The following is a 22,823-nucleotide window of genomic DNA, read 5'->3' as shown; positions in this document are numbered from 1 at the left end:
GCCCACGGGCCGCAGGCCTGCGATCCCCGGCCCCTCAATAGCGGATGATCCCCGGCACGGTGCAGGCTTCGATCTGCGCATGCGCCGACGCGGCGTTTTCCTTCTCCACGCGCGCCAGGTGCGTCTGCTCGATGGTGGCCCAGTGGCGGCGGCACAGCGGCCCGGTGCGCGAGCCCAGCGCGAGCGCCTTGCGCGCCAGCGTCTCGGCGCGCGCCCAGTCGCCCTGCAGCAGCGCGATCTCGGCGCGTTCCTGCAGGATCGCCGGGTCGTCCTCGACCAGCAGCAGGGCCTGGTTCAGCGCATCGGCGGCACCGGCCAGGTCGCCGGCCCCGCGGCGTTCACCGGCGATCTGGCGCAGGTCGTCCACCTGCGGGTCGCGCAGCGGCTGCACGGTCACTTCCTTGTCGTCGGCGCCGGCGGCAGCCTGTACCGCGGCCATGCGCTGGGCAGGCGTGGTGGTATCGACCGGGGGCGGCGGCGGGGGTGGCGTGCTGGTGCAGGCGGCCAGGGCCAGGGAGGCGGCCAGGACGGCCAGTGCGCGGTGGATCGGGAGCGTGTGGTTCATGCCGCCATTATCGCGCAGGCGCGTCTGAAGGCGTGCTTGACGCCGCGGCCGGTTCCTTGCGGTCCAGCCCGAACCAGCTGCGCCAGCCCCCGCCTTCCTGGGTCTCCTCTTCCGGCACCGCCTGCGGCGCGCACGGCGCGTAGGCCGGGGCGAAGCCGGCCACGAACGGCAGCCGGCGTGCGCCCGGGCAGCCTTCGTCGGTGCTGTTGGTGCCTTCGGCGGCCACGTACTGCCAGTCCAGGCCCTTGCTGTTCACCCGCAGCGGCCGGCTCGGCAGGTTGCGGAAGATGCCCGACCACACCCGCATCGCGCCGGTGGCGCCGAACAGGCCGGCCTGCTCGTTCTGGTCGTTGCCCATCCACACCACCGCCAGGTGGTCGCCGGTGTAGCCGGCGTACCAGCTGTCGCGGCCGTCGTTGGTGGTGCCGGTCTTGCCGGCCGGCTGCAGCCGGCCGAGGCCGTCGGCGTTGAGCCCGGAGGCGGTACCGCTGGACACCACCTGCTGCAGCGCCACGCTGATCAGGTTGGCGGCGATGGAATCGCCCTCCTGGGCCGGCGCCGGGCTCTTGTCGTAACGCTTGAGCAGCGTGCCCTGCGCGTCGACCACCCCGCGCACGGCGTGCAGCGGCTGGATCTCGCCGCCGGAGGCCAGGAACTGGTACAGCTGCGCCATGCCGTAGGGGCTCTGGTCGGTGGAGCCCAGGATCACTGCCGGGTTGGCTTCGGCCTTGAGCCCGGCCAGGACGTGGATCAGCTGGGTGATGCGCTCGGGCCCGACCTGCATGCCGACCCGCACCGTGGCTTGGTTATAGGAGCGGGCCAGCGCGTCGATCAGGCGCACCGTGCCGTGGCTGCGGTTGTCGGCGTTGCCCGGGGTCCAGTTGCGCCCGCGGCTGAGCTGCACGGTCACCGGGGTGTCCTCGACCCAGGTCGCCAGCGACCAGCGGTCCGGCTGCGCCAGCGCCAGCAGGTACACGAACGGCTTGAGCAGCGAACCGACCGGCCGCTGCGCGTCGATGGCGCGGTTGAAGCCCGGCTCGGCGACATCGCGGCTGCCGACCACCGCCAGCACGTCGCCGTTGTGCACGTCGGTCAGCACCAGCCCCGCCTGCAGCTCGGGGCGGCGCTTGTTCTCCAGCGACTTGACCGTATGCGCCACCGCGCCTTCGGCGTAGGCCTGGGCCGAGGGCGACATGCCGGTGAGGACGTTGAGGCCCGCGCCCTGCAGGGTGCTTTCCGGGTAGTCATGGCCAAGCTGGCGGCGCACCAGGTCGATATAGGCCGGGAAGCGGTTGGCCGCCGCCAGCCCCGGCACCTTCGGCACCCCCAGCGGCGCCTTCAGCGCGCGCTGGTACTCGGCCGCGTCGATCAGGTCGTTCTCGTGCAGCTTGCCCAGCACGAAGTTGCGGCGGTCCAGCGCGCGCTCGGGGTTGCGCCGCGGATCGTAGTAGGACGGCCCCTTCACCAGCCCGATCAGCAGCGCCACCTGCTCGGTGGTCAGCGAATTCAGATCGCGCCCGAACCAGAACTCGGCGCCCGACGCCACGCCGTGGATCGCCTGGCTGCCGCGCTGCCCCAGGTAGACCTGGTTGAGGTAGGCCTCCAGGATCACCTGCTTGTCGTAGCGCGCTTCCATGATCAGCGCGTACAGCACCTCGTTGAACTTGCGGGTGAGGGTCTGTTCCTTGCCGATGCCGAGCAGGCCGCTGCGCGCCAGCTGCTGGGTCAGCGTGCTGGCGCCCTGGCGCACCTTGCCGCCGGAGCGCACCGTCACCCAGACCGCGCGCACGATGCCGCTCAGGTCGATGCCGTGGTGGCTGTTGAAATCCTTGTCCTCCACCGCCTGCAGGCCGGTGACCAGCAGCTCCGGCGCTTCGGCGATGCGCACCAGCCGCCGTTCCTCCTGCTTCTGCCCGTAGAGGGTGGCGATGCGCGCCGGGTCCAGCCGCGCGGCCTTGAGCGGCTTGCGCTGCGCGGCATCGCGCAGCGAGGCGACCTGGCCACCGGAGATCACCACGTCGATCCGGCGCGGCGCCACGCGCCCGTCGACATCGACATAGCCACGGCTGGAAATGGTGAACCGGCCGTCCTGCAGCCGGTAAGTGCCCGGGCTCTGGCCGATGCCGTCATCGCGATAGGCCGACGCCGCCAGCTCGGTCTTGAGCGTGCCGGCGTTCATCGCCACGCCCGGCGCCAGCACCAGCGGCCTGGCATAGACCCGGGTCGGGATCTGCCAGCGCAGCTCGCCGAAGCGCTGGGTCACCTGCGAGTTCAGGTACAGCGTATACGGGATCAGGAAACCGAGGCCAAGGGCGGCGGCGGCCAGGCCCCAGGTGATCAACCGGTTGCGCCAGGGCGTGCCCGGCTCGTCGGTATCGTCGTCCAGTTCGTCGGTATCGTAGCGTCGCGGCACGGGGATGCGAGAATGTAGGTTCAGGCGAGTCTAACGCAGCCTCGCGCCACCGCACCGCTGCCGGCCCCCACCTGCTTAAGCTGGAGTTGCAACCGAATGTCGATGTCCCCGGCCGATGCGCGCTACCACCTCGCCCGCATCGTCGGCCTGATCCGCCGCGGCCTGGCCAGCCTGCGCACCCGCGGCTGGCGCACCACCCTGCAGCGCGTCGGCGTGCGCCTGCGGCGGCAGCCGCCACCGCGGCGCGCGCCGTTGTACGCGCCGGCCGCGGCCGCCTTCGCGCCATTCGCCGTGCCCAGCAGCGCCGAGCCGCTGGCCAACATCGTGATCCCGGTCTACAACCATGCCGCGCATACCCTGGCGTGCCTGCGCGCACTGGCCGCGCATCCGCCGGCGGCGGCCTGCGAGATCCTGGTGGTCGACGACGGCAGCAGCGACGAGACCGCTGGCTGGATGGCGCGGATCGACGGCCTGCGCTACCACCGCCGCGCGGAGAACGGTGGCTTCATCGCCGCCTGCAACGACGGCCTGCGGTTGGCCCGCGGCCAGTACGTGGTGCTGCTGAACAATGACACCGTGCCGCAACCGGGCTGGCTGGACGCCCTGCTCGACACCTTCGTGCAGATTCCGCAGGCCGGCCTGGTCGGTGCCCAGTTGCTGTATCCGGATGGTCGCCTGCAGGAATCGGGCGGCGTGGTGTTCGACGACGGCAGTTGCTGGAGCTACGGTCGTTTCGAATCGCCGGAGGACCCGCGCTACGCCAGCCTGCGCGACGCCGATTACTGTTCCGGCGCGGCGCTGGCCATTCCGCGTGCGCTGCTGGCGCGGTTCGGCGGGCTGGATGCGCGCTATGCGCCGGCCTACTACGAGGACACCGACCTGGCGTTCAAGGTGCGCGCCGCCGGCCACCGCGTGCTGGTGCAGCCGGCCAGCCGCGTGGTGCACGACGAAGGCACCAGCAACGGCACCGACACCGGCAGCGGGGTCAAGGCCTGGCAGGTGCGCAACCAGCAGGTGTTCGCCGACGCCTGGCGCACCGCGCTGGCGCGGCAGCTGCCGGCGGGCAGCGTGCCGGGCCCGGCGCTGCTGCACCGGGGCCAGCGCCAGGTGCTGATCATCGACGAAGCGGTGCCGCGCCCGGACCGCGATTCGGCCTCGCTGCGCCAGTTCAACCTGATCCGCATGCTGCTGGCCGGCGGCGCCCACGTGGTGTTCCTGCCGACCCGCGGCGAACACGGCGGCGCCGCCACCCACGCCCTGCAGGCGCTGGGCGTGGAGGTCTGGCACGCGCCGTGGCTGGACGGCGTCGGCGCGTGGCTGCGCACGCATGGCCAGCGCTTCCAGGTGGTGCTGCTGGTGCGCCACCACGTCGCCAGCCAATGCCTGCCGCTGCTGCGGCGCCATGCGCCGCAGGCGCGCACCGTGTTCGACACCGTCGACCTGCACTACCTGCGCGAACGCCGCGGCGCCGAGCTCAGCGGCGACCCGCGGCTGGCGCGCAGTGCCGAGCGCACCCGGGCCAGCGAGCTGGCGGTGATGGCCGCGACCGACGTCACCCTGCTGGTCAGCGCCGCCGAGAAGGCGCAGCTGGCGGTCGATGCCCCCGGCGTGCGGGTCGAGCTGCTGTCCAACCTGCACGAGGTCGCCGGCCAGGGGCTGGACTGGGCGCAGCGGCAGGGGCTGGTGTTCGTCGGCGGCTTCAACCACCCGCCGAACCTGGATGCGATGCAGTGGTTCATCGGCGAGGTGTTCCCGCTGATCCGGCAACGCCTGCCGGGCATCGACTTCCACTGCATCGGTGCCGACGTACCCGACAGCCTGCGCGCGCTGGCGGCCACGCAGCCCGGCGTGCAGGTGCATGGCTACGTGCCCGACGTGGTGCCGTGGATGGCCGGTGGCCGGGTCGCGGTGGCCCCGCTGCGCTTCGGCGCCGGGGTCAAGGGCAAGATCAACCTGAGCATGGCCCACGGCCAGCCGGTGGTGGCCACCGGCTGCGCCGCCGAGGGCATGCACCTGCGCGACGGCGAGGACGTGCTGGTCGCCGACGGCGCCGCGGCGTTCGCCGACGCGGTGGTGCGGCTGCACGACGACGAAGCCCTGTGGCGGCGGCTGTCCGGCAACGGCCTGGACAACATTGCCCGGCATTTCTCGATGGACGCCGCGCGCGACGTGGTGACGCGGGTGTTCCTGGACTAACGCCGGGCGTTGCCCAGCCGTTCGGCGAAGGCCGGCAGCTCCGGGGTCGCCGGGTCCAGCGCGCGCGCCTGGTCCAGCGCACGGCCGGCGAAGGCCACGTCGCCGGCGCCCAGCCGTTCGCTGCCGACCGCCAGCCAGCGCTGCGCCAGCCGCCGCCGCGCCGCGGGCAACCGCGGATCGCCCGGCGCCAGCGCCTGCCAGGCATCCAGGCAGGTGCGCGCCGCCTGCAGGCGGTTGCCCTGCAGGTGGTGCTCCATGCAGTCGCGGGCGGCGGGCAGGATGCGGGCACCGGCCTGCTTCACCCGCGCGTCGCCGGGGGCCAGCGCCTGCGCGGCCTTGAAACGGTCGTAGGCACTGGCGCCGGGCGGCAGCAGCCACTGCCCCTGCGCCGCCGCGGCGTCCATTTGCGCCAGCAGTGCGCGTACCCGGCGCTCGCGCTCGGCGGCCGGCATCCGCGTCTCCAGCGCCCGGTGCGCGCCCTGCGCACGCTGCAGCGCCTGCTCGGCGGCGGCCACGTCGGCACTGCCCGGCGCCCATGCACGCGCCTGCTCCAGCGCCTGCCGCGCCTGCTCGAAATGGAAGTCGCCGGCCAGCCGCACGGCCTCGCCGGCCCAGGCCCGCGCGACCTGCTGCAATCCGCGGCGCGCCACCGGGTCGTCACCGAGCGCGAGCACCCGGCTGTATCCGTCCGCGGCCTGGCGCAGGCGCCCCCGCGCCAGGTCGCGCGCGGCCTGGCCGCGGCGCCGCTCCAGCGCGGTGTTCAGCGCGGCGCGGGCCGCGGGCAGTTCGGCGTGCCCCGGGTCGTAGCCTTCCACCCGCCGCAGCAGGCCGGCCGTCGCCTGGATATCGTCCCGCCGCGCCGCGTCGAGCGCCGCGGCCAGCAGGTCGGACAGCGCGTCGTCGCGCCCCTGCAGCGCCTGCAGGTGATCCGGGCGTACCGCCAGCACCCGCTGGTACAACGGCAGCGCGCTGTCGGCGCCCTGGTCCAGCCGTCCCTGCGCCTGTGCCGCCTCGGCGCGGCGCAGCAGGTCGTCGACGCGCTCGGGTTCCCGCGCCTGGCGCTGCAGGTGCGCAGCGATGGCGTCGAGCTCCCCCTGCGGCACCTGCAGCTGCCGCGCCAGCGCCAGCGCCGCGCGGGTGGCGGGCACATCGCCGGCGGCCAGCTGCCGCCGCGCCTGTTCCAGCGCCGCGCGCCCGGTATCGGCCAGCGCGTCGCGCACGTCGCCGCGGTCCGGATCCAGCGCCGCGGCGGCTTCGAACAGTTCGCGCGCGCCGCTGCCATCGGCCGCGGACAGATGGCCCTGGCGCAGCGCGCGGTGGCCGTCGTCGAGCAGGCGCTGGATCTTGGTCTCCGGCCACAACAGGTTCGCCAGCGGCTGCCGGAACACGCTCAGCAGCACCGCCAGCAGCAGCACCCCGATGGCGATCGAGCGCCACGCGCGCGGGCTGTCCCAGCCACGCGCCACCCACCAGCGCGCGTACAGGTGCACGCGCCCGACGAGCGGCGACAGCCATCCTGGCAGGCGGGAACGGGTCTTGTGCATGCGGCCAGCCTAGCAGCCCGCGATGACGCCGCCGGCAACGCCGGGCTCAGCCCATGCGTCGCGCTTCGTCCACGCCCGGCAGCGCGTCGAGCTTGCCCAGCAGGGTGGACAGCTGGCCGTAGTCGCTCACCTTCAGCCGCAGCCGCAGCTGCATGCGGCCGCTGTCGCGCAGCGGATCGCTGTTGATGTTGAGCACGTAGGCATCCTCCTGCGCGATCAGGTTGGTGATGTCCTTGAGCAGCCAGCGCCGGTCCATGGCACGGACCATCACGTCCACCTCGTACCCCGCGCCGGCGCGGCCCCACTCCACCGGCAGCACGCGCTCGGGGTGCGCGGCCGACAGCCGCGCCAGCGCCGGGCAATCGGCACGGTGCACGGTGACCCCGCGGGTCCGGGTGAGGTAACCGGCGATCGGCTCGCCGGCCACCGGCTGGCAGCAGCGCGCCAGCTGCACCAGCAGGTTGCCCACGCCCTGCACGGTGAAGTCGGAGCGGCCGATGCCGTCGCGGCGCGCGGTCGGCCGCGGCAGCGCCGGGGTGGCCGGCGCGGGCTGGTTCTTCTCCTTCTCCGCCTCCAGCAGCGCGCGGCTGACCTGGCTGGGGCCGGTGTCGCCAAGCGCGACCTGGATGTACAGGTCGTCGACGCTGTCGGCGTGGAAACGCCGGGCGGCGAGCATCAGGTCGGCCTGCTGCAGGCCCAGCCGCTTGAGCTCGCGGTCCAGCAGTTCGCGCCCGGCCTGCACGTTGCGCGCGCGGTCGAGCTTGTGGAACCAGGTGCGTACCTTCTCGCGCGAACGGTTGCTGGCCAGGAAGCCGTTGGCCGGCAGCAGCCAGTCGCGGCGCGGGTCGGCGTCGCGCGCGGTCATGATCTCGACCCGGTCGCCGCTGCGCAGGCGGTAGGTCAGCGGCACGATGCGGCCGTTGACCTTGGCGCCGCGGCAACGGTGCCCGACCATGGTGTGCACGTGGTAGGCGAAGTCCAGCGGCGTGGCGCCGGCCGGCAGGTCCATCACCTCGCCCTTGGGGCTGAGCGCGTAGACCCGGTCCTCGATCAGCTCGGCATCCAGCGCGCCGGCCAGGTCCTCCGGATTGGCCGCATCCTGCGCCTGCTCCAGCAACTGCCGCATCCAGGTGATCTTGCGGTCGAACGCCTTCTCCGCGCCCTTGCCGCCTTCCTTGTACTTCCAGTGCGCGGCCACGCCCAGTTCGGCCTGCGCATGCATTTCATGGGTGCGGATCTGCACTTCCACGGTGCGCCCTTCCGGGCCGATCACCGCGGTGTGCAGCGAGCGGTAGTCGTTGGCCTTGGGCCGGGCGATGTAGTCGTCGAACTCGCTGGGGATCGGCGTCCACAACGCGTGCACCACGCCCAGCGCGGCGTAGCAGGCAGCCACGTCGTCCACCATGACCCGCACCGCGCGCAGGTCGTAGAGCTGCTCGAAGGCCAGCTTCTTCTTCTGCATCTTCCGCCAGATGCTGTAGATGTGCTTGGGCCGGCCGCTGACCTCGGCGCGGATGCCGTGCTCGCCCAGCGCCGCGGACAGGCGGCGCTTGACCGCTTCGACGTAGCGCTCGCGCGCCAGCCGGGTTTCGTCCACCTCGCGCGCGATGTGGCGGTACGTATCCGGCTCCAGGAAGCGGAACGCCAGGTCTTCCAGTTCCCATTTCAACTGCCAGATGCCCAGGCGGTTGGCCAGCGGCGCGTGGATGTCGCGGGTCAGCTGCGCCAGCGCGCGGCGCTGCTCCTCCGGGCTGCGGTCGGCCGCGCGCATACAGGCCAGTTGCCGCGCCAGCAGCACCGGCACCACGCGCAGGTCGTGGACGATGGACAGCAGCAGGCGGCGCAGGCCTTCACTGTTGCGGCCGGCCTCGCGCCCGGCGTGCAGCGCCCACACCTGGTCGGCGGCATCCTGCCCATCGAGCAGCCCGCGCACCGCGGCCGCCGCGTTGCCCAGCGGCAGCTCCGCCAGGCGCGCGCGCAGGCCCGGCAGATCGAACAGCAGCGCGGCGGCGATCACCGCCTCGTCGGCGGACAGCAGGGCCAGCGCATCGAGCGTGTCGGCCAGCACCGGCCACGGCAACCGCGGTTGGGTGTCGGTCCCGGGCTGCCGCCAGGCGCCCAGCAGCGCCTCCCGCAACGGATCGGAAAGGGCGCCGCAGGACGGGCGGTGCAGCAGGGCATCCAGGCCGGAGAGGGAAGAACGGTTCACAGCGGTTGATGGCGGGCGGATGCGCCTACACTAGCGCCCAACCATCCACGGGAACAATCGCCCATGCAGCCGTCGCGCCTTTGCCTCCTGCTCACCACCACCCTGCTGCTCGCACCGGCGTTCGCCGTGCACGCGCAGCGCGTCGTCGAAGGCGACCTGCAGCAGCAGATGTCCGCCGCCGAGTTCAAGGCCGCCGGCCTGGAAAAGCTCTCGCCCGAGGAGCTGGCCGCGCTCAACGCCTGGCTGCAGGGCAAGGTGCGCAATGCCACCGCCACCGCGCTGGAGCAGGCGCGCGAGGAAGGCCGCCAGGAAGTGATCGTGAAGAACCGCGGCTTCTTCGACTTCGGCTCCAGCGAGCCGATCAAGGCCACGCTGGTGGGCGAGTTCAGCGGCTTCGGCAAGGGCCGCCAGTACACCCTGGACAATGGCCAGGTCTGGGAACAGACCGACGATGCGCGGGCCGCCGGCGTCCGCAAGCAGGCGCCGGCGGTGCAGATCACCCCGGGGCTGATGGGGGTGTGGTACCTGCAGATCGACGGGCTCAATACCCGCGCCAAGGTGCGCCGCACCAAGTAACCTGTGCCCGTTCCCGCGCCCGCCTGGCGGGCGTTCCCGCGCCGCGCACCGCGGCGCCCGCCCTGCCCTGGTCCGCCATGCCCTTCCTGCCCGCCACGCTGTTGCTCCTGCTGCTGTTCCTGCTGCCGGCCAGTGCGTCGGCCCAGGTCTACAAGTGCAAGGGGAAATCCGGGGAAACCGCTTATTCCGAGCATCCCTGCGACGCCAACGCGCAGCCGATGAAGCTGCGCAGCGAGCGCCTGCCGGCGCCGGTGGCGCTACCGCCGCCCCCGGCGGAGGCAGGCGAGCCGGAGCAATCGCCGCTGCGCGAGAGCGGCAGCCCGCCGCCAGCGCCGGCGGAACAGGACCGCAGCGCCGAACGCGGGTGCATCGCCACGGCGACCGCGTCGATCTACGGCCCCTCCAACGACCGCGTGGCGACCTACCAGCAGCAGATGGCGATGCTCGGCGAGCAGCTGGACAACGCCGCCGACGCCAAGCGCAGCCAGGCCCTGCAGGCGCGCATGGACAACCTGCGCCGCGCGATCAGCCGCGAGCATGCCTACGCCCACGACCAGGTCAACGCCGCACGCCGGCGCTGCGTGGAGCAGTACCGCCCCACGCCCTAGCGGCGGGCCTTGCCCGCACCGCCGTTGCGGTGACGCCGCCTGCCGGGCGAGCCCCGCCGGCGGCGCGGGTCAGCCGCGCAGCGCGGCGACCCGCTGCGCCAGCTTCTTCGGCGAGATGCCGGAACGGAAGCCCAGTTCCTGGGCGAACAGCGATACCCGCAGTTCCTCGATGTCCCAGCGCAGCGCCGACCACTCCGGCCGCGCCGCCAGCCCCTGCGCCCGCGCCTCCTCCAATGCGTCGACGAAGGGCTTGAGCTCGAGCATGCGCGCCTGGTCGCGGGGTGGGTCGCGCTTGGCGCGTTCGCTGCGCAGGATCATCGCCTTCAGGTAACGCGGGAACTGCGCCAGCGCGTCGGCGGGGGTCTGCCGCAGGAAGCCGGCATGCACCAGCGACGCCAGCTGCCGTTCCATGTCGTCGAGGTTGCCGCGCGCCCAGCCCATCAACGGCGCCTCCAGCAGCGGTTTGAGCTCGCCCACCAGGCCGAGGATCGTCTCGGCCAGGCGCAACCGCTCCATCGCTTCGCCGAACAGGCGCTTGCCGGCATCGGCACGGCGCAGCTCGAACGCCTCCGCCGAGCGGATTTCGCCCAGGCCATCGGCCAGCACCGCGTTCATGGCCGCATCGACCAGGTCGCCGCGCAGCCTTTCCTGCGATTCGATGGCCGCATACAGCAGCCCGGTCTTGGGCGATACCGGCAGCTGCTTGCGGGCCTGCTTGACCTTGTCGGCCAGGGCGATCTCCAGCAGCCGCCGCACCCCACCCGGATGCGCCAGCCGCGCGGCGTTGCGGTCGGCGAAGATGCGCAGCGCCGCCGTCTCGCCGGTATCGACCAGCGCCGGGTACGCCGGCACGCCGGCTTCGCCGGGCACCTGCTCGGGAATGACGCCGGCCGGGAATTCGCGCAGCCCCTCGGCCGCCAGCGCCTTGCCGGCGCGCGCCGCGAACGCCTGCCCGGCGCGCTCGCCGAAGCGTGCGCGCAGCGCATCGAGATCGCGCGACATCGCCAGCAGCCGGCCCTCGCCATCGGCCAGGCGCAGGTTCATGCGCAGGTGCGGCTCCAGCGCGGCCTCGTCGAAATCGGTGGCCGCCACCACCGCGCCGGTGGCTTTGGACAGGAACCGCGCCAGTTCGCCGCGGATGTCGTCGGCCGAGGGCTGCGGCCAGGCTTCGAAGAAGGCGCGGCCGAAGTCCGGCGCCGGCACGTAGTTGCGGCGCATCGCCTTGGGCAGGCTGCGGATCAGCGCCGCGGCCTTGTCGGCGACGAACCCCGGCGCCAGCCACGACAGCCGCGCCGGGTCCAGCGCGTTGAGCAGGTGCAGCGGCACGTCCAGGGTGACGCCGTCGTCCGCCGCGCTGGGCTCGAAGCGGTAATGCATCGCCAGCCGTGCGTCGCCCAGCGCGAAATATTTCGGATAGCGCTCCTGCTCGCTGCCTTCGCCCGGCAGCAGGTCGGCCAGCGACCAGCGCAGCGTGCGCTGCTGCGCGGGCGGCAGTGCCTTCCACCAGGCATCCAGCCCATTGGCCGAATGGATCTCGGCCGGGACCCGGTCCAGGTACCAGCGCGCCTGCCAGTCCTCGTCGGCGACGATGCCGGCGCGGCGCAGCTTGGCCTCTTCCTCGCGCGCCTGCTCCAGCACCTTGAGGTTGTCGGCGACGAAGCCGGCACGGGTGTTGATCTCGCCGGTGACCAGCGCCTGGCGCACGAAGATGTCGTGCGCTTCGCCGGGGTTGATGCGGCCGTAATGCACCGGCTTGCGCGGCGCCAGCACCAGCCCGAACAGGCTGATCTGCTCGGCCGCCAGCACCTGGCCCTGGGCACGCGACCAGTGCGGATCGAAATGCTTGCGCGCCAGCAGGTGCGGCAGTTCGGCGATGGCCCAGTCCGGCTCGATGGCGGCGTTGGTCAGGCCCCACACGCGCTGGGTATCGAGCAGGGTCGCGCTCAGCACCCACGGCGGCGGCCGCTTGGCCAGCGCCGAGCCGGGGAACAGGTGGAAGCGGCGCTGGCGCGGCGCCTGGAAGTCGCCCTTCTCGGTGCGGTGGCCGATCTGCGTCGGCAGCCCGGCGAGGATCGCCCGGTGCAGCGCCTGGTAGGCCGCGGCCCGCACCTTCTCCGGCACCAGGGCGGAACCGGGCTCGGAGTCGGTTTTTGCCTTGCCTGGCCGGGCGGCGGCGCCGGCCCCGGGGACATCCGGCGCAGCCACCGATTTCGCCGGCTTCGCGCCTTCGCGTGCCAGCCGCGCCGCCTTGTGCAGTTCGCCGCGCGTGGCCTTGCGCCTGGCGTCGCCATCGCCGCCTGCCGGCAGCGCGGCCGGCGCGGCAAGCAGCGCCTTGCCGAAGACGCCGTCGCTGCCGCTTTCCCACCCGAGTTCTTCGCACAGCAGGCGCAGCTGACGGTGCAGTTCGCGCCATTCGCGCATGCGCAGGAAGCCAAGGAAATGCCGGCCGCACCAGTCGCGCAGTTTGGATTGGGTCAGGTCTTCGTGCGCGGCCCGGTAGCCTTCCCACAGGCGCAGGATGCCGAGGAATTCCGAACGCGGGTCGGCGAAGGCCGCATGCGCGTTGTCGGCGGCCTCGCGCGCTTCCGGCGGCCGTTCGCGCGGGTCCTGGATGCCCAGGAACGAGGCGATCACCAGCATCTCGTGCAGGCAGCCGGCCTGCTGCGCGGCCACCAGCATGCGCGCCAGCTTCACGTCCACCGGCAACCGCGCCATCTGCCGGCCGATGGCGGTGAGCCTGCGCTCGCCGTCGATCGCGCCCAGCTCGGCCAGCTGCTGCCAGCCGTCGGCGACCGCGCGTTCGTCCGGCGGCTCGAGGAACGGGAAATCCTCGATCCGCCCCAGGCCCAGCTGCAGCATGCGCAGGATCACCCCGGCCAGCGAGGAACGGCGGATCTCCGGATCGGTGAATTCCGGGCGCGCCTGGAAATCGGCCTCGGCGTACAGGCGGTAGCACACGCCCTCGGCGATGCGCCCGCAGCGGCCCTTGCGCTGGTTGGCGCTGGCCTGCGACACCGGTTCGATGTGCAGCCGGTCCAGCTTCTGCCGCGGACTGTAGCGCTTGACCCGGGCGTAGCCGGGATCGACCACGTAGCGGATGCGCGGCACCGTCAGCGAGGTCTCGGCGACGTTGGTGGTGAGCACCAGGCGCCGCTTCGGCCCCGGGTTGAACACCCGGTCCTGGTCCTTGGCCGAGAGCCGCGCATACAGCGGCAGCACCTCGGTCTCGCGGTACTTGCGCCGTTCCAGCGCCTGGTGCGCGTCGCGGATCTCGCGCTCGCCGGGCAGGAACACCAGCACATCGCCGCGCGGATCCAGGCGGGTGATCTCGTCCACCGCCGCGACGATCGCCTCGTTGACCGACACCGGGTCCGCGTCGGCATCATCGCCGCGGCCGCGCCCGCCCCTGCCCTCGGCGACCGGCGCCGGCCGCGCCTGGTCCAGCGGCCGGTAGCGCACCTCCACCGGGTAGGTGCGGCCCTCGACGCTGACCACCGGCGCATCGTCGAAATGACGCGAGAAGCGCTCGGTGTCGATGGTGGCCGAGGTCACCACCAGCTTCAGGTCCGGGCGCCGGCGCAGCAGCTGCTTGAGGTAACCGAGCAGGAAGTCGATGTTGAGGCTGCGCTCGTGCGCCTCGTCGATGATCAGCGTGTCGTAGCGCGACAGCCAGCGGTCCGAGGCGATCTCGGCCAGCAGGATGCCGTCGGTCATGAACTTGATGCGGCTGTCCTCGCCGACCTTGTCGGTGAAGCGCACCTGGTAGCCGACCACCGTGCCCAGTTCGCTGCCCAGCTCCTCGGCCACGCGCGTGGCCACCGCGCGCGCGGCGATGCGCCGCGGCTGGGTGCAGCCGATCATCCCGGCCTCGCCGCGCCCGGCGGCCAGGCACAGCTTGGGCAGCTGGGTGGTCTTGCCCGAACCGGTCTCGCCGGCGATCACCACCACCTGGTGGTCGCGGATCAACGCGGTGATGCGCTCGGCTTCACGCGCGATCGGCAGCGCGTCGTCCATGCTGATCGCAAGCGGCCGCGCCGCGCGCTGCCGACGCTGCTCCCGGGACTGCTCCAGCAGCCCGCGGAACGCCGCCTCGGCGGCGGCATCGGCCGGCCGCCCCTGCCAGCGTGACCACAGCCCGAGCAGGCGCCCGCGGTCGCGGCTCATCGCCCCGTCGATGGCTGTACGGGCTTGGCGCAGGCGCGCGGCAGTGTCCTTTTCGATAGCGCTCATCAATCGTTCAACGAGAAAACGTGAAATACCGGTATGGTCCCGATGGCGCTATTGTGAAGCCATTCAACCCGACAAGGAGCAACGCGTCATGGCCAAGGCCAAGAACAGCAGCAAACCCGACGCCGGCAAGAAGCAGCTGGCCGCCTCCGCGCCCTCGGCGCCGGGCATCGATATCGGGATCAAGGATGCCGATCGCAAGAAGGTCGCCGATGGGCTGTCGCACTTCCTCGCCGATGCCTACACGCTGTACCTGAAGACCCACAACTTCCACTGGAACGTCACCGGGTCGATGTTCAATTCGCTGCACACCATGTTCGAGGCGCAGTACACCGAGCAGTGGACGGCACTGGACGAGATCGCCGAACGCATCCGCGCACTGGGCTTCAACGCCCCCGGCTCGTACCGCGAATTCGTCGCCCTGACCTCCATCGCCGAGGAACCGGGGCTGACCGACAGCGCCGACTGGCGCGAAATGGTGCGCCAGCTGGTGCAGGGCAACGAGGCGGTGTGCCGCACCGCGCGCAAGGTGCTGGAACAGGCGGAGAAGGCCGGCGACGCGCCCAGCGAAGACCTGCTGACCCAGCGCCTGCAGACCCACGAGAAGTACGCCTGGATGCTGCGCTCGCTGCTGCAGTAAACCTTCGGGCGTTTGCCCTGCGGTTTTCCAGGGTTGCGCCGCGCGCAACCCTGGACCCTGCTTCACCTGCCTGCCAGATCCCCCCGCCTTCGGCGCGCCCCCTTTACTAAAGGGGGCTCTTCTCCAGAAGGATGGATGCGTGGCTGCTGACCTTCGGGCGTTTGCCCTGCGGTTTTCCAGGGTTGCGCCGCGCGCAACCCTGGACCCTGCTTCACCTGCCTGCCAGATCCCCCCGCCTTCGGCGCGCCCCCTTTACTAAAGGGGGCTCTTCTCCAGAAGGATGGATGCGTGGCTGCTGACCTTCGGGCGTTCGCCCTGCGGTTTTCCGGGGTTGCGCGCGGCGCAACTCTGGACCCTGCTTCACCTGCCTGCCGGATCTCCCCGCCTTCGGCGCGCCCCCTTTACTCAAGGGGGCTGCTCTCCAGAGGGATCGTGTGTGGTTGCAGTAAACCTTCAGCGTTTGCCCTGGTCTTTCAGGGTTGCGCGCGGCGCAACCCTGGACCCTGCTTCACCTGCCTGCCGGATCCCCCCGCCTTCGGCGCGCCCCCTTTACTCAAGGGGGCTGTTCTCCAGAGGGATCGTGTGCATCGTTGCAGTAGACCTTCGGCGTTTGCCCTGCGGTCTTGCAGGGTTGCGCGCGGCGGAACCCGGGAGCCTGCCTCACCTGCCCGCCACGCCCATGCCCAGCGGCCTGCGCAGGATCGGTGGGCACGCGGGAGGGGCGGGATCCAGCGGCCGCGCGCACTGCGGGCCGGTCCGCGGCCTGCGGTCCTGTGCGGAACAGAACCATGCCCTCGGCTTTCCCGACGCGTGGACGGGACGGCGGCGGACGGGCGGGCTTGACCGGGCAGTTATCCTAGGCGGCATGTCTTCCCCCGCCCATGAACTGCTGAAGCGCGTCTTCGGCTACGACGCCTTCCGCGGCAACCAGCAGGCCATCGTCGAACACGTCACCGCCGGCAACGACGCCCTGGTGCTGATGCCCACCGGTGGCGGCAAGTCGCTGTGCTACCAGGTGCCGGCGCTGTTGCGCGAGGGCTGCGGCATCGTGGTGTCGCCGCTGATCGCGCTGATGCAGGACCAGGTGGAGGCGCTGCGCCAGCTCGGTGTGCGCGCCGAGTTCCTCAACTCCACGCTTGACGCGGAGACCGCCGGCCGGGTCGAGCGCGAACTGCTGGCCGGCACCCTGGACCTGCTCTACGTGGCGCCGGAGCGGCTGCTGACCGGGCGCTTCCTGTCGCTGCTCGAACGCAGTCGCATCGCCCTGTTCGCGATCGACGAGGCGCACTGCGTGTCGCAGTGGGGCCACGATTTCCGTCCCGAGTACCGGCAACTCACGGTGCTGCACGAGCGTTGGCCGCAGGTGCCGCGCATCGCCCTGACCGCCACCGCCGACCCGCCGACCCAGCGCGAGATCGCCGAGCGCCTGGACCTGGCCCAGGCCGAGCACTTCATCAGCTCCTTCGACCGCCCCAACATCCGCTACACGGTAGTGCAGAAGGACAACGCCCGGCGCCAGCTGCTGGCGTTCCTGCGCGGCCACCGCGGCGAGGCCGGCATCGTCTACTGCATGTCGCGGCGCAAGGTCGAGGAAACCGCCGACATGCTGCGCGGCGAGGGCCTGGACGCGCTGCCCTACCACGCCGGCCTGCCGGCCGAGGTACGCGCGGCCAACCAGCGCCGCTTCCTGCGCGAGGACGGGATCGTGATGTGCGCCACCATCGCCTTCGGCATGGGCATCGACAAGCCGGACGTGCGCTTCGTGGCGCATACCGACCTGCCCAAGTCGATGGAAGGCTACTACCAGGAGACCGGCCGCGCCGGCCGTGACGGCGAGCCGGCCGAGGCCTGGCTGTGCTACGGGCTGGGCGACGTGGTGCTGCTCAAGCAGATGATCGAACAGGGCGAGGCCAGCGAGGAACGCAAGCAGCTCGAGCGCGCCAAGCTCGACCACCTGCTCGGCTACTGCGAATCCATGCAGTGCCGCCGCCAGGTGCTGCTGGCCGGCTTCGGCGAGACCTACGTGCCTGTCGGCACGCCCAAGGGCGTGCCGGGCCAGCCCTGCGGCAACTGCGACAACTGCCTGTCGCCGCCGGCCGCCTGGGACGCCACCATCCCCGCGCAGAAGGCGCTGAGCTGCGTGTATCGCAGCGGCCAGCGCTTCGGCGTCGGCCACCTGATCGACATCCTGCGCGGCAGCGACAGCGAACGCATCCGCCAGCTGGGCCACGACCAGCTCAGCACCTTCGGCATCGGCAGCGACCTGGACGCGCGCACCTGGCGGGGGGTGTTCCGGCAACTGGTCGCCGCCAGCCTGCTGGAGGTGGACCCGGAGGCGCATGGCGGGCTGCGTCTGACCGACGCCAGCCGCGACGTGCTCAAGGGCCGCCGCCAGGTGATGATGCGCCGCGAACCGCCTGCCGCCCGCGGCGAACGCGACCGCAGCAGCACCCCGCGCACCGGCGTGGCGGTGCAGCCGGAGGACCTGGCGCTGTTCAACGCACTGCGCGGCCTGCGCGCCGAACTGGCGCGCGAACAGAACGTGCCGGCCTTCGTCATCTTCCACGACAGCACCCTGCGCAACATCGCCGAACAGCGCCCGACCAGCCTCGATGCACTGGGCCGGGTCGGTGGCATCGGCGGCAGCAAGCTGGCGCGCTACGGGCAGCGGCTGGTGGAGATCGTGCGCGAGCAGGGTTAGCCCGCGCGCCCCCGCCCGCCGCGGGCCAGCAGCAGCAGCCCGTCGAGCCGGCGCCGCGCGGGGGCGTCATCGACCTGCAGCCGCTCGATGGTCGGCAGCGCCTGCAGCAGCGCTTCCAGTGCCGGCTGCCGGTGACCGAGGCGCAGCAGGGTTTCGGCCAGGTCGATGCGGCAGGTCGCGGTCTCCAGCTTGCCGTCGCCATGCAGCGAACGCGCATGCTCCAGCGCGGTGCGGCGCAGTGCCAGCGCCGCCGCGCCCTCGCCGCTGCGCTCGGCCAGGTCCGCGCGGATGCGCAGCAGGCGCAGCTGCTGGGTCGCCGGTATCCGCGCCCCCAGTTGCCGCAGCAACACCTGCGCCTGGGCGGTGTCATCCTGGCGGATGTGCCAGTCGATGCGGTTGAGCCGGGCCTCGATCCGCCCCGGCGCGTCCGCCGGCAGCGCCGCGTCCAGGCCGGCGTCGGCATGCAGCAGCAGCGTGCCCGCTTCCTGCATGCGCGCCTGGCGCATCAGCAGCGCGCCCAACCCCGACTCGGCGCGCAGGCTGGTGGGCGATTGCGCGCCCAGCCGCTCGCGGCGGATCGCCAGGGCCTGCCGGTACAACTGTTCGGCCTGGGCCAGGTCGCCGCGCAGTTCCTGCAGGTCCCCGTAGTTGAACAGCCCCATCGAGTATTCCACCGAGCCGGTGCCGTCGATGAGCCCGCTCAGATGCTGCCGCAGCTGGTACTGCCGCTCCGCGGCGGCGTAATCGCCCCAGTCGCGGTACAGATCGGCAAGCCCGTCGTGCTGCATCAGCACGAAGCTGCTTTCCGGCCCGTACAGCTCCTGCGCGTGGCGCAGGCCCGCCTGCAGCAGCGGCAACGCCTGGGCGAAACGCCCCTGCTCGCGCAGGATCTGCGCCAGCCGCATTTCCGCGGCCAGCGCCATGCTGGTGCGGCGCGGCGGGCTGCCGCCAAGCACCTGGCGCAGCTCGCGCTCGGCCGAGGCCAGCCGCCCCCAGCGCAGGTACATCAGGCCCTTGTTGTAGGACAGCGCCAGCTTCTCGCTGGCGACGCCGGAGTGCGGCAGCTTCGCGTACAGCTCCATTGCGGTGTCGAAGGCGGCCTCGGCACGGTCGAACTGCTGCTGGTTCACCAGCGCCATGCCGCGCGCACCATGCAGCCGGGCCCGGGTGGCCATGGCCGCGCTCGACGGCAACAGCGCCAGGCCGCGCTCGGCCAGCGCCTGGCCCAACGCACCGTTGCCGCCCTGGGTCTTCTGCAGCGACAACTCCACCAGTACCGCCGCCGCATCCGCCGGGCGGTTCACCCGCGGGTCGATGAAGCCGTCGTAGGCCTGCTGCAGCAGCACGTCGGCCTGCCGCGGCACCCCGGAGTTGCGGTACGCCGTCCCCAGCACCGCGCGCATCCGGGCCAGTTGCGCCGGCGCGTCGGCCAGGTCCTGGGAGACGCGCAGCGCCGCCTTGTCCAGCAGTTGCCGCGCGGACAGTTCCTGCTGTCCGCGCTCGGTGCGCAGGTACGGATCGGCGGTCTCGAACACGCCCACCATGAAGTCGCCCACCTGGTGGGCGATGGCGGCCTCCTCTTCGGCGTGCCGGCGCGCCTGCACCAGCCCGGCCACGAAGATCAGCGCCAACGACAGCGCGCCCGCGGCGGCCGCCAGCCCCCGTCCATTGCGCTGCACGCCGCGCACCAGCCGGTACAGGCGCCCGGACTGCCGCGCGGCCACCGGCCGCCGCTCCAGATAGCGCGTCACGTCGGCCATCAGCGTTTCCACCGAGCGGTAGCGCGCGGCGACATCGCGGGCGCACGCCCGCGCGGCGATGGCGTCGAGGTCGCCGCGCAGCGCACGGCGCCAGCGCAGGCCCGGTGGCGCATTGGCCGAGGGCAGGATCACCGGCGCCTCGCCGAGCTGCAGCGCCTGCGCGCAGCGGCGCGTGGACAGCAGTTCCACCAGCAGCACGCCGAGGCTGTAGACATCGCTGGCCACGCCCACCGGCTCGCCGTTCACCAGCTCCGGGCTGGCATAGCCCGGGGTGCAGTAACCGGCCTCGCCACGCTCGCGCGCGTCGTTGAGTACCCGGGCCAGGCCGAAATCGAGCAGTACCGGCCTGCCGTCGGGCCGCACCAGCACGTTGCCCGGCTTGAGGTCGCAGTGCAGTACCAGGCGCTCATGCGCCGAGCGCACGACCGCGCAGACATCCAGGAACAGCCGCAGCCGCGCCGCGAGCCCGAGCGCATGGGTGGCGCAGTGGCGGTCCAGCGGCAGGCCCTCGATGTATTCCATCACCAGGTAGGGATAGCCATCGGGCGTGGTGCCACCATCGTAGAGCCGGGCCACGTCGGGCAGGTTCAACCCGGCCAGCACCTGGCGCTCGGCCTGCAGCCGCTCCACCTCGCCCGCGCCCGGCATGCCGTGCAGCAGCTTGATCGCAACCGTGCGCCGATACACGCCGTCGTCGCGTTCGGCCTTGAACACGGTACCCATGCCGCCGCCGGCGATGCGCGCGGTCAGCCGCCACGGTCCCAGCCGCTGGCCCACCGCCAGCTCCGGGGTCAGTGCGCGCGCCAGCGCGGCATCCAGCCGGCTGCTGATCCGGCTCAGGCCCTGGGTCTGCGCATGCAGCAGCTGCAGCACGTCCTCGGCCAGGGCGGGATCACCGCAGTGCTGCTGTACCTGCTGCCGCCACTGCGTGCGTGGCAGGTCGCAGACGGCATCGAACAGCTCGCGGGTCTGGCGCCAGCGCGCCGCCTCCTCCGCGGTGGACATCAGGCCAGCTGTCGGTTGAGCCAGGCCCTGGCGAAACGCAGGTCGCGGTCCACGGTGGGTGCCGAAACCCCCATCACCATGGCGATCTCATCGCGGCTCATGCCGCCGAAATAGGTCAACTCGACCATGCTCGCCGCGCGCGGCTCGAGTTCGGCCAGCTGGCTCAGGGCCTGGTGCAGCGCCATCACGTCGTAGGCATCGCCGTCGTCGTTGGGGACGTCGCTGGCGTGGGACAGGGTCAGCTGGACAAGATTCCCGCCACGCTTGTCGGCGGCCCGCGCGCGCAGGTGGTCCACCAGTACCGAGCGCATCTTCAGCGCCGCCACGGCGATGAAATGGGCGCGGTCCTTGAAATCCACTTCCGAACCCAGCAGCCGCAGCAGCGACTCGTTGACCAGCGCTGCCGGTTGCAGGGTGCCGCCGGTATCGTTGAACAGCCGGTTGCGGGCGACCACCATCAGGTCCGAATACAGGGCTTCGAACAACTGCTCGCGCGCCTGCGCGTCGCCTCCTTGCCAGCGATGCAGGAGTTGCGTGATCTGGGTACTCAAGCGTCCCCCACTGCTACCGTGAAACCGACCAAGCCCATGGTAGGACCGGCGCCCGCCACTGCGACCTGGCACAGTTCACAGAAACCGCGTACCGCCCACTGCAAGAACGCAGTCCCGCACGGCGGGACCGTTGTCTGATCATGGTGGGCCGTGAAGGATTCGAACCTTCGACCAAAAGATTAAAAGTCTTCTGCTCTACCGACTGAGCTAACGGCCCAAACAAAGACCCGGCATGGCGCCGGGGTGGGCATTCTAGCGCAAGATGCCTGAAAACAGAATGCGCGAGCGGACGTTGCGCAGCGCCGGCGGCCGGCATGACGCCGGCCGCGTCGCGCCGCGGGGACGCTCAGGCGTAGTGGGTCGGATCGGGCAGGCCGGCGGCGGCGAAACCGTCCGCGCGCAGCCGGCAGGCGTCGCAATGACCACAGGCGCGTCCCTGCGCGTCGGCGCGGTAGCAGGACACCGTCAACCCGAAATCCACGCCCAGGCGTGCGCCTTCGCTGGCGATCTGCGCCTTGCTCAGGTACTGCAGCGGCGCGTGGACGCGGATGCCCGCGCCTTCCACCCCGGCCTTGGTCGCCAGGTTGGCCAGCGCCTGGAAGGCGGCGACGAACGCGGGGCGGCAATCCGGGTAGCCGGAGTAATCGACCGCGTTGACGCCGCAGAAGATGTCGTTGGCGCCCAGCACCTCGGCCCAGCCCAGCGCAAGCGAAAGCATGATGGTGTTGCGCGCGGGCACGTAGGTGACCGGGATGCCCTCGCCACCGGCGTCGGGCACGTCGATGTCGTCGGTCAGGGCCGAGCCGCCGATGCTGCGCAGGTCGACATCCACCACCTTGTGCGCGGCCACGCCCAGCGCCTGCGCCACGCGCGCGGCGGCATCCAGCTCGGAGGTATGGCGCTGGCCGTACCGCACGCTGAGCGCATGCACGGTGAAGCCCTGTTCCTGGGCCATGGCGACGACGGCGGCCGAATCCATGCCGCCGGAAAGAAGCACGACTGCCTTCTTCATGGAGTGATAGTCCGGTTGGGGGGAAGGAACGCCAGCACGCTGTCCCGCGCCGGTACGCAAGTGGGAACGAAGCGCGCGGCTACCTGCCCGGCTCGTCGTTCCAGAGGATCTTGTGCAGCTGCATCTGGAAGCGCACCGGCAGGCGGTCGGCGACGATCCAGTCGGCCAGCTCGCGCGCGCCGAGCCGGTCCTTGCAGGGCGAGAACAGCACCATGCAGCGCTCGTGTAGGCGCTGCGCGGCAACCATGTCCCGGGCCCAGTCGTAGTCGGCGCGGTCGCACAGCACGAACTTGAGCTGGTCGCGCGCGGTCAGCAGCGGCAGGTTCTCCAGCCGGTTGCGCGGCATCTCGCCCGACCCGGGCGTCTTCAGATCGATCACGCGCGACACCCGCGGATCGACGCCGCCGATGTCCAGCGCGCCCGAGGTCTCCAGCGAAACCTCCAGGCCGGCGTCGCACAGCGCGCGCAGCAGCACCAGGCAGCGCTTCTGCGCCAACGGCTCGCCGCCGGTCACGCAGACATGGCGCACGCCGTGGCCGCGCACCTCGGCGACGATGTCGTCGATATCGCGCCACTGCCCGCCGTGGAAGGCGTATTCGGTATCGCAGTAGCCGCAGCGCAGCGGGCAGCCGGTCAGGCGCACGAACACGGTCGGCCAGCCGGCGGTGTCGGCCTCGCCCTGCAGGGACAGGAAGATCTCGGTGATCTTCAGCCGCGGCAGCGGCGACTGCACGATCTCGCTGGGCGTGGCGGCGGCGCTGGAAAGGGAAACGGCGGTCATGGCGGGAACTTCTGGAGGGGCGGATGGCGTCGGCC

Annotated in this window: 14 protein-coding genes and 1 tRNA gene; 5 read left to right on the top strand and 10 right to left on the bottom strand. The window is 71.9% G+C overall.

The features are described 5' to 3' along the window. Positions 1 to 34: 34 nt before the first annotated feature. Together ACJ7VY_RS04740 and mrcB are read right to left on the bottom strand one after the other, a co-directional pair. Complete coding sequence (locus ACJ7VY_RS04740) at positions 35 to 565, bottom strand: hypothetical protein (RefSeq protein ID WP_313229326.1); 531 nt, start codon at positions 563 to 565, stop codon at positions 35 to 37. A gap of 7 nt (positions 566 to 572) precedes the next feature. Then, positions 573 to 2,978, bottom strand: a complete 2,406-nt coding sequence (gene mrcB, locus ACJ7VY_RS04735; protein ID WP_409476457.1) for a penicillin-binding protein 1B — start codon at positions 2,976 to 2,978, stop codon at positions 573 to 575. A 96-nt stretch (positions 2,979 to 3,074) separates the two neighbouring features. Between mrcB and ACJ7VY_RS04730 the strand changes: the two genes are divergently transcribed. Continuing rightward, on the top strand, positions 3,075 to 5,174 hold the full coding sequence (locus ACJ7VY_RS04730) for a glycosyltransferase (protein WP_409476456.1): 2,100 nt from the start codon (positions 3,075 to 3,077) through the stop codon (positions 5,172 to 5,174). Here the strand turns inward: ACJ7VY_RS04730 and ACJ7VY_RS04725 are convergent. After that, complete coding sequence (locus ACJ7VY_RS04725) at positions 5,171 to 6,718, bottom strand: hypothetical protein (RefSeq protein WP_409476455.1); 1,548 nt, start codon at positions 6,716 to 6,718, stop codon at positions 5,171 to 5,173. The genes ACJ7VY_RS04730 and ACJ7VY_RS04725 overlap by 4 nt on opposite strands. A 46-nt stretch (positions 6,719 to 6,764) precedes the next feature. Then, positions 6,765 to 8,927: a RelA/SpoT family protein gene (locus ACJ7VY_RS04720; protein WP_161615268.1), complete on the bottom strand. Its 2,163-nt coding sequence runs from the start codon at positions 8,925 to 8,927 to the stop codon at positions 6,765 to 6,767. Between the two features lie 63 nt (positions 8,928 to 8,990). On the opposite strand from ACJ7VY_RS04720, the gene ACJ7VY_RS04715 reads away from it, so the two are divergent. Together ACJ7VY_RS04715 and ACJ7VY_RS04710 are read left to right on the top strand one after the other, a co-directional pair. Next, a complete protein-coding gene (locus ACJ7VY_RS04715) occupies positions 8,991 to 9,503 on the top strand; it encodes a hypothetical protein (RefSeq protein WP_161615269.1) in 513 nt (170 codons plus the stop codon). A 77-nt stretch (positions 9,504 to 9,580) separates the two neighbouring features. Then, positions 9,581 to 10,111 carry a DUF4124 domain-containing protein gene (locus ACJ7VY_RS04710; RefSeq protein ID WP_409476454.1) on the top strand — a complete coding sequence of 177 codons (531 nt, stop codon included), beginning with the start codon at positions 9,581 to 9,583 and terminating at the stop codon, positions 10,109 to 10,111. A gap of 69 nt (positions 10,112 to 10,180) precedes the next feature. Here the strand turns inward: ACJ7VY_RS04710 and hrpA are convergent, their stop codons facing one another. Next, positions 10,181 to 14,341: an ATP-dependent RNA helicase HrpA gene (hrpA, locus tag ACJ7VY_RS04705; RefSeq protein ID WP_409476453.1), complete on the bottom strand. Its 4,161-nt coding sequence runs from the start codon at positions 14,339 to 14,341 to the stop codon at positions 10,181 to 10,183. Positions 14,342 to 14,429: 88 nt separating this feature from the next. Between hrpA and ACJ7VY_RS04700 the strand changes: the two genes are divergently transcribed. Both ACJ7VY_RS04700 and recQ read left to right on the top strand, forming a co-directional pair. After that, positions 14,430 to 14,978 carry a Dps family protein gene (locus tag ACJ7VY_RS04700; RefSeq protein ID WP_104938296.1) on the top strand — a complete coding sequence of 183 codons (549 nt, stop codon included), beginning with the start codon at positions 14,430 to 14,432 and terminating at the stop codon, positions 14,976 to 14,978. A gap of 865 nt (positions 14,979 to 15,843) precedes the next feature. Further along, positions 15,844 to 17,679, top strand: coding sequence for a DNA helicase RecQ (gene recQ / locus ACJ7VY_RS04695; RefSeq protein ID WP_161615271.1), 1,836 nt, complete (start codon positions 15,844 to 15,846; stop codon positions 17,677 to 17,679). Here recQ and ACJ7VY_RS04690 read toward each other — a convergent pair. The 5 genes from ACJ7VY_RS04690 to queE all read right to left on the bottom strand — a co-directional run bounded on the left by ACJ7VY_RS04690 (position 17,676) and on the right by queE (position 22,788). Then, the gene (locus ACJ7VY_RS04690) at positions 17,676 to 20,444 is read right to left on the bottom strand and encodes a protein kinase domain-containing protein (protein WP_409476452.1); all 2,769 of its coding nucleotides are present in this window, start codon (positions 20,442 to 20,444) and stop codon (positions 17,676 to 17,678) included. The genes recQ and ACJ7VY_RS04690 overlap by 4 nt on opposite strands. Further along, positions 20,444 to 20,995 carry an ECF-type sigma factor gene (locus tag ACJ7VY_RS04685; RefSeq protein WP_409476451.1) on the bottom strand — a complete coding sequence of 184 codons (552 nt, stop codon included), beginning with the start codon at positions 20,993 to 20,995 and terminating at the stop codon, positions 20,444 to 20,446. The genes ACJ7VY_RS04690 and ACJ7VY_RS04685 overlap by 1 nt, the downstream gene beginning before the upstream one ends. A gap of 141 nt (positions 20,996 to 21,136) precedes the next feature. Then, a tRNA-Lys gene (locus ACJ7VY_RS04680) sits at positions 21,137 to 21,212 on the bottom strand. A gap of 129 nt (positions 21,213 to 21,341) precedes the next feature. Then, positions 21,342 to 22,007 carry a 7-cyano-7-deazaguanine synthase QueC gene (queC, locus tag ACJ7VY_RS04675; RefSeq protein WP_104938292.1) on the bottom strand — a complete coding sequence of 222 codons (666 nt, stop codon included), beginning with the start codon at positions 22,005 to 22,007 and terminating at the stop codon, positions 21,342 to 21,344. 79 nt (positions 22,008 to 22,086) lie between these two features. Further along, positions 22,087 to 22,788 (bottom strand): 7-carboxy-7-deazaguanine synthase QueE, encoded by a 702-nt coding sequence (gene queE / locus ACJ7VY_RS04670; RefSeq protein WP_312344422.1) that lies wholly within the window; start codon positions 22,786 to 22,788, stop codon positions 22,087 to 22,089. Between the last annotated feature and the right edge of the window lie 35 nt (positions 22,789 to 22,823).

The organism is Stenotrophomonas sp. Y-13 (assembly GCF_046267925.1).
GTDB classification, from domain to species: Bacteria; Pseudomonadota; Gammaproteobacteria; order Xanthomonadales; family Xanthomonadaceae; genus Stenotrophomonas; species Stenotrophomonas acidaminiphila_A.
This window is presented reverse-complemented; position numbering and strand designations above follow the sequence as displayed.

What these genes read in the sequence shown, in the direction of transcription:
- ACJ7VY_RS04740 (WP_313229326.1), bottom strand. Translation starts at nt 565, where the DNA reads ATGAACCACACGCTCCCGATCCACCGCGCACTGGCCGTCCTGGCCGCC.
- ACJ7VY_RS04730 (WP_409476456.1), top strand. Translation starts at nt 3,075, where the DNA reads ATGTCGATGTCCCCGGCCGATGCGCGCTACCACCTCGCCCGCATCGTC.
- ACJ7VY_RS04725 (WP_409476455.1), bottom strand. Translation starts at nt 6,718, where the DNA reads ATGCACAAGACCCGTTCCCGCCTGCCAGGATGGCTGTCGCCGCTCGTC.
- ACJ7VY_RS04715 (WP_161615269.1), top strand. Translation starts at nt 8,991, where the DNA reads ATGCAGCCGTCGCGCCTTTGCCTCCTGCTCACCACCACCCTGCTGCTC.
- ACJ7VY_RS04710 (WP_409476454.1), top strand. Translation starts at nt 9,581, where the DNA reads ATGCCCTTCCTGCCCGCCACGCTGTTGCTCCTGCTGCTGTTCCTGCTG.
- hrpA (WP_409476453.1), bottom strand. Translation starts at nt 14,341, where the DNA reads ATGAGCGCTATCGAAAAGGACACTGCCGCGCGCCTGCGCCAAGCCCGT.
- ACJ7VY_RS04700 (WP_104938296.1), top strand. Translation starts at nt 14,430, where the DNA reads ATGGCCAAGGCCAAGAACAGCAGCAAACCCGACGCCGGCAAGAAGCAG.
- recQ (WP_161615271.1), top strand. Translation starts at nt 15,844, where the DNA reads ATGTCTTCCCCCGCCCATGAACTGCTGAAGCGCGTCTTCGGCTACGAC.
- ACJ7VY_RS04690 (WP_409476452.1), bottom strand. Translation starts at nt 20,444, where the DNA reads ATGTCCACCGCGGAGGAGGCGGCGCGCTGGCGCCAGACCCGCGAGCTG.
- queC (WP_104938292.1), bottom strand. Translation starts at nt 22,007, where the DNA reads ATGAAGAAGGCAGTCGTGCTTCTTTCCGGCGGCATGGATTCGGCCGCC.
- queE (WP_312344422.1), bottom strand. Translation starts at nt 22,788, where the DNA reads ATGACCGCCGTTTCCCTTTCCAGCGCCGCCGCCACGCCCAGCGAGATC.